The sequence below is a fragment of the Pauljensenia sp. 20925_1_34 genome, from assembly GCF_041432775.1.
Lineage (GTDB): Bacteria > Actinomycetota > Actinomycetes > Actinomycetales > Actinomycetaceae > Pauljensenia.
The window spans coordinates 1-5,037 of record NZ_JAPWAG010000049.1 but is presented as its reverse complement, the minus strand read 5'-3'; the positions used below and the strand labels follow the sequence as shown (position 1 = coordinate 5,037).

Below are 5,037 nucleotides of genomic sequence, written 5' to 3'. Positions count from 1 at the left end.
GTCCTGGGCGAAGACCACCCCTTAACCACGACGGTACGCGAGAACCTCGAGGCAGCCCGCCGGGAGTTGGCAGAGCAGGAAGAGACCTCACACACCGAGGAGCGCGAGGAGCAGGACTGACGCGCGTCACACGCACTGCTCGATAAAGCAGTCAGGGGCCGGAAGCTATCGCTTCCGGCCCCCGGGCGTTTGTGGGCCCTACCGGGCTCGAACCGATGACCTTCTGGGTGTAAACCAGACGCTCTAGCCAACTGAGCTAAAGGCCCCACGCAGGCGCCAATCTACCAGAATCGGCGTCTGCGGTCACATCCGAGGCCGAGCGTCACAGCGCACGGCAGCGCGGAGGAGCCCCGGCCTCGTCAATAAAACTAGCGGCGCGAACGAGGACGCGCGGTCAGGCGCACGCCCGCCCAGTTCGCCCCCAGCGCCGTCGACGTCGTCGCGTGCAGGCCGGCGATCTCAGCGGCCTCCTCCACGTCGCCCACGCGCACGGAGTTGGGGCGTCCCGGCTTGGGGATCAGGACCCAGATCAGGCCGCCGTCATCCAGGTTCGACATCGCGTCCACGAGCACGTCCGCAAGGTCCTCCTCCTCGGCGTCATCCGCGCGCCACCAGACGATCGCGCCATCCACGACGTCCGCGTAATCGACGTCCACGAGCGGATGCCCCGTCTCCCCTTCAATCGCGTCACGCACACCCTGATCGACGTCGTCATCGACGTAGAACTCCTGCACGATCGCATCGGACGCAAAACCCAGGCTCACTGCCATCACGCAGCACCGCCCTTCAACGAGCTGCCGCTCAGTGTCATATCAACGTTCACGTATTTATCCTAGGGCATGAAACCACGTCGAATGCAAGGGATAACACCTATCGAAACAGCCCCGCACGGCATCACCCCTCTGACCAGTGGATTTACGCGCACCACCCATCCCTCCTGGCGGTGATACGCACCTCATACACGCACGAGCCACCAAACACTCGCAAAGCCACACCATTAGTGGGACAATAGTCCCGATATGTGCGATGTCGACCGAAGACACCGCCCACGAACGCTGCACGTCGCAGCTCCGAGTCAAGCGAGAAGGTACACCGTGAGCCAACTCCACGAGTCACGCCCCGTCGTCGTGAACGGGCTGATCCCCCAGGTCCCCGACAACGACCCCCAGGAAACCGCCGAATGGGTCGAGTCCCTGACCGGGCTCATCAACGAAAAGGGCGGCCCCCGCGCACGCTACATCCTGCTGCACATGCTCAGCGAAGCGCGCCGCAATGGCGTTCAGCTCCCCCAGGAATACACAACCCCCTACGTCAACACCATCCCCGTTGACCAGGAGCCGTACTTCCCCGGCGACGAAGCCATGGAGCGCGAATACCGCCGCTGGATCCGCTGGAACGCCGCCGTCCAGGTGACGCGCGCCCAGCGCCCCGGCGTCAAGGTCGGCGGACACATCTCGTCCTACGCCTCCGTCGCCACCCTCTACGAGGTCGGCCTCAACCACTTCTTCCGCGGCAAGGACCACCCCGGCGGCGGCGACCACGTCTTCTTCCAAGGCCACGCCTCCCCCGGCCCCTACGCGCGCGCGTTCCTCGAAGGCCGCCTGTCCGAAGAGCAGATGGACGGCTTCCGCCAGCAGGTCTCCACCGAGCACGGTCTGCCCTCCTACCCGCACCCGCGCCAGCTCGAAGAGTTCTGGGAGTACCCGACCGTGTCGCTGGGCCTGGGTCCCGCCGAAGCCATCTACCAGGCGTGGTTCGACCGCTACCTGCACATGAACGGCATCAAGGACACCTCCCAGCAGCACACCTGGGCCTTCATCGGCGACGGTGAAATGGACGAGCCCGAGTCCCGCGGTATGCTCCAGCTCGCCGCCCAGCAGCGCCTGGACAACCTGACCTTCGTCATCAACTGCAACCTGCAGCGCCTCGACGGCCCGGTGCGTGGCAACGGCAAGATCATCCAGGAGCTCGAAGCCTTCTTCAAGGGCGCCGGCTGGAACGTCATCAAGGTCATCTGGGGTCGAGGCTGGGACCAGCTCCTCGCCGCCGACAAGGACGACGCCCTCGTCCACGTCATGAACGAAACCCTGGACGGCGACTACCAGACGTTCGGCGCGAACGACGGCGCCTACGTGCGCGAGCACTTCTTCGGCCGCGACCCGCGCACCAAGGAAATGGTCAAGAACTGGACCGACGACCAGCTCTGGGCGCTCAAGCGCGGCGGCCACGACTACCGCAAGGTCTACGCCGCCTACAAGGCGGCCATGGACCACACCGGCCAGCCGACCGTCGTCCTCGCCCACACCATCAAGGGCTACGCGCTGGGCACGCACTTCGCGGGACGTAACTCGACGCACCAGATGAAGAAGCTGACGCTCGAGGACGCCAAGCAGCTGCGCGATCGCCTGCAGATCCCGATCACGGACGAGGAGCTGGAACGCGATCCCTACATGCCTCCGTACTACATGCCGCCGGCCGATCACCCGGCCCTGCAGTACATGAAGGAGCGCCGCGAGATCCTCGGCGGCTGGGTGCCCGAGCGCCGCGCCGACCGCCAGCCCAAGCTCCCCGAGCTGCCCGCCCGCCCCTTCGAAGCGTTGTCCAAGGGTTCCGGCAAGCTCGAGGTCGCCACGACCATGGCCCTCGTGCGTCTGATCAAGGACCTCATGAAGGACAAGCAGGTCGGCAAGTACTTCGTGCCGATCATCCCCGACGAGGCCCGTACCTTCGGTCTGGACGCGATCTTCCCCTCGGCGAAGATCTTCAACACGACCGGCCAGTCCTACACGCCCGTCGACGCGGACATGATGCTGTCCTACCGTGAGTCCGAACAGGGCCGCATCCTGCACACGGGTATCACCGAGGCCGGCTCCGCTGCCGCCTTCCAGGTCGTCGGCACGGCGTATGCCACGCACGACCTGCCGATGGTGCCGATCTACATCTTCTACTCGATGTTTGGCTTCCAGCGCACGGGCGACCAGTTCTGGGCCGCCGGCGACCAGCTCACCAAGGGCTTCGTCATAGGCGCGACGGCCGGCCGCACGACGCTCGCGGGCGAGGGCCTGCAGCACATGGACGGCCACTCTCAGGTTTTGGCCGCGACCAACCACGCGTTCGTGTCCTACGACCCGGCCTACGCCTACGAGATCCGCCACATCATGGCGGACGGCCTGCAGCGCATGTACGGTAACGCGGGCGACCGCGACCCGAACGTCATGTACTACATCACCGTGTACAACGAGCCGATCCACCAGCCGGCTGAACCCGAGAACGTCGACGTCGAGGGCATCGTCAAGGGCATCTACAACCTCGATGAGCACCAGAACTTCGGCGGCCCCAAGGCTCAGCTGCTCGCCTCCGGCGTGGGCGTGCCGTGGGCGCGCGAGGCCCGCGAGCTGCTGGCCCGCGACTGGGGCGTGGACGCCGCCGTGTGGTCGGTGACCTCGTGGAACGAGCTGCGCCGCGACGGCCTGGACGCCGAGGAGCACAACTACCTGCACCCGACCGAGCCTCGCCGTACGCCCTACGTGTCGGCCAAGCTCGCGGGTCGCGAGGGTCCGTTCGTCGCTTCTTCGGACTTCGACCGCATGCTGCCCGACCAGATCCGCCAGTGGGTCCCCGGCGACTACCACGTGCTCGGCGCGGACGGCTTCGGCTTCTCCGACACCCGTCGCGCGGCGCGCCGCTGGTACCACATCGACGCCGAGTCCATGGTCGTGCGTACGCTGGCCGCCCTGGCCGACAAGGGTCAGATCGACCCGTCGGTCGTCGGCCAGGCGATCGCGAAGTACGACCTGTTCAACTACTCCATCGCAGGCTCGGATCACGCCGGCGAGGAGTGAGCGCCGTTAGGCGCCCGCTCCTCCACCGCGGCGCCCAGCGGTCATGAGAACGAGGCCGGGGTTCCCCACGCGGGGTCCCCGGCCTCGTCCCCTCTCCCCCACGTCTTCGTTTCACTCAATTCGTGCCACGAATCCAGACCACCCATCGTCACGTTCGTCCCAGCTGCACCAAATTTTCTCAGGTGGTTATCCCCGCTGATTGTAGCGAGTACACTGTGCGCATGAACACAGCGACGGCAGCTTTGAGTATCACGACAAGCATCGTGACATCGATTGTTACAGTACCGGGTTTTGGCTTCACTGCCGACTCAATTGAGGGTGGGCACGACCTCTACCAACGGGCCCGCAGCCTTCTGGATCAAATAGCTGGTAGTTGCGACGCACAGACATGTGACCACCTGACAAACTCGATAAGCGCTGAACTGGCCGCAATCGAGGGACAGCTCGTTGAGTCGGGCTACGACAGGTCCCGCATCGATAGCTTCATCGCTCACCTTGAGGCATCAGTGAAGCAAACAATCACACTCCTTGCCGACGACGAGAACGCCCTACGTGAAGCAATACGCAAGCCCGAGGTGTTCCGACGCTACGTTCTCGCACAATCAGCCTCAGCACGCCAGAACTACGCCCCCGGTGAACTCCAGTACCTCGACGCACTCCTGGGCAGCGTCGCGCAGGAGTACCTGACACTCGCACCAGCATCGCCACATTTCAAGCACACAGCACTTGAACGCACAATCACCGCATTGACACAGACCTCCCACCAGCACACCGCCGAAGACCCGACCCGTATCATTGGCGAAGACCACCTAAGTCGACTCGCCGAGCGCAGCAGTCTCGCCGACACCTATGTGCAGACAGGGCGCCTCGATGAGGCCATCACCTTGTACGAGCAGGTTCTCGAAGACTATGCACGTGTTCTGGGTGAGAATCATCCTCAGACGCTCAGCGCATGCAACGATCTCGCCAGCTGTTACCAGGAGGCGGGGCGCCTCGATGAGGCTATCACCCTGTTTGAGCGGCTTATCACCGACAGCACCCGCATTTTTGGCGACGATCATCCTAATACCCTGACCTTGCGTAACAACCTCGCAAACTGTCACCTGCAGGCGGGCCGCTTCGTTGAGGCCATCCAACTGTACGAGCAGGCCGCCACAGGCCGCGCGCGCGTCCTGGGTGACAACCACCCCCTCAC

The 5,037-nt window shown here is 64.5% G+C and carries 3 protein-coding genes and 1 tRNA gene; 2 read left to right on the top strand and 2 right to left on the bottom strand.

Features of this window, described 5'->3' with window-relative positions; translation table 11 throughout:
• Nucleotides 1-192: 192 nt before the first annotated feature.
• Both O3669_RS10710 and O3669_RS10705 read right to left on the bottom strand, forming a co-directional pair.
• Nucleotides 193-266 (bottom strand) — tRNA-Val (locus O3669_RS10710).
• Between the two features lie 102 nt (nt 267-368).
• A complete protein-coding gene (locus O3669_RS10705; RefSeq protein ID WP_295919495.1) occupies nt 369-770 on the bottom strand; it encodes a DUF3052 domain-containing protein in 402 nt (133 codons plus the stop codon).
• A gap of 324 nt (nt 771-1,094) precedes the next feature.
• Between O3669_RS10705 and aceE the strand changes: the two genes are divergently transcribed.
• Together aceE and O3669_RS10695 are read left to right on the top strand one after the other, a co-directional pair.
• Entirely contained in the window at nt 1,095-3,842 is a 2,748-nt protein-coding gene (aceE, locus tag O3669_RS10700) for a pyruvate dehydrogenase (acetyl-transferring), homodimeric type (protein WP_371524822.1), read from the top strand.
• 221 nt (nt 3,843-4,063) lie between these two features.
• Nucleotides 4,064-5,037 (top strand): tetratricopeptide repeat protein (locus O3669_RS10695; protein WP_371524820.1); only part of this gene is annotated, 974 nt, incomplete at its 3' end.

Excerpts from the sequence above, each read along its gene's own strand:
- O3669_RS10705 (WP_295919495.1), bottom strand. The coding sequence starts at position 770 with ATGGCAGTGAGCCTGGGTTTTGCGTCCGATGCGATCGTGCAGGAGTTC.